This is a genomic window from Colwellia ponticola, from assembly GCF_005885605.1.
Lineage (GTDB): Bacteria > Pseudomonadota > Gammaproteobacteria > Enterobacterales > Alteromonadaceae > Colwellia > Colwellia ponticola.
In genome coordinates, this window is record NZ_SZVP01000147.1 from 1 (window position 1) to 439 (window position 439).

Here is a 439-nt window from a genome sequence, read left to right on the forward strand (position 1 = left end):
CGGTAAAACTAAAAGATATACCTAATATGTTGTTTCAATCAGTAGCAATGTCAGGGACGATCATGTTCTTATTAGCTACTTCTTCCATGATGTCTTTCGCCATGGCGTTTACCGGTATTCCTCAGGCAATTAGTTCGTTGATTATGGGCGTAACGGATAATAAGCTAGTGATTCTGTTATTAGTCAATCTTGTGTTATTACTTGTGGGCATGTTTATGGATGTAGCGCCTGCTATTTTGATTTTTACACCAATATTTTTACCGATCGTCACAAGTGTAGGGGTTGATCCTGTACATTACGGGTTGTTTTCAATCATGAATCTGTGTGTAGGATCCATCACGCCGCCTGTAGGTACAGGGCTGTATGTCGGTGCAAGTGTAGGAGGCGTAAAAGCAGAGGCAATGCTGAAACCGCTTCTTCCGTTTTATGGGATTATCCT

General features: G+C 41.5%; 1 protein-coding gene. It reads left to right on the top strand.

The annotated features are described in order from the left end of the window. Window positions 1–62 precede the first annotated feature (62 nt). A partial coding sequence (locus tag FCS21_RS17830; protein WP_246047313.1) for a TRAP transporter large permease subunit occupies window positions 63–439 on the top strand: 377 nt, incomplete at its 3' end.